Source organism: Variovorax sp. LG9.2, from assembly GCF_035018885.1.
In the GTDB taxonomy this organism is placed as follows: domain Bacteria; phylum Pseudomonadota; class Gammaproteobacteria; order Burkholderiales; family Burkholderiaceae_C; genus Variovorax.
In genome coordinates, this window is record NZ_JASJXB010000121.1 from 1 (window position 1) to 353 (window position 353).

A 353-nucleotide genomic window follows, 5' to 3' on the forward strand; every position below is an offset into this window, starting at 1 on the left:
GTGATCGAGCCGCTGTATCCGACCAGTGGACGTGTAGGCCGTCAGCCGATCGGCGTGCCCAGGATGCTGCGCATGTATTGCCTGCAGCAGTGGTACGGCCTGGCCGACGAAGCGCTGGAAGACGCGCTGTACGACAGCCAGGCTCTGCGCGACTTTGTGGGCATCGACCTGTCGCGCGAATCGGTGCCTGACGCCACCACGTTGCTCAAGTTCAGGCGCCTGCTGCTGGACAACGACCTCACCAAGGCGATGTTCGAAGAGATCAACGCCCACCTCGCCGAGCAGGGCCTTTTGATGCGTGCCGGCACCATCGTGGACGCCACCATCATTGCGGCCCCGAGCTCGACCAAGAA

1 protein-coding gene is annotated in these 353 nt (G+C 63.5%); it reads left to right on the forward strand.

Going from position 1 to position 353, the window contains the following annotated elements; all coding sequences use genetic code 11:
* Positions 1-353: transposase (locus QN413_RS27180; RefSeq protein WP_323499655.1), on the forward strand; the 353-nt coding region annotated here is incomplete at both ends.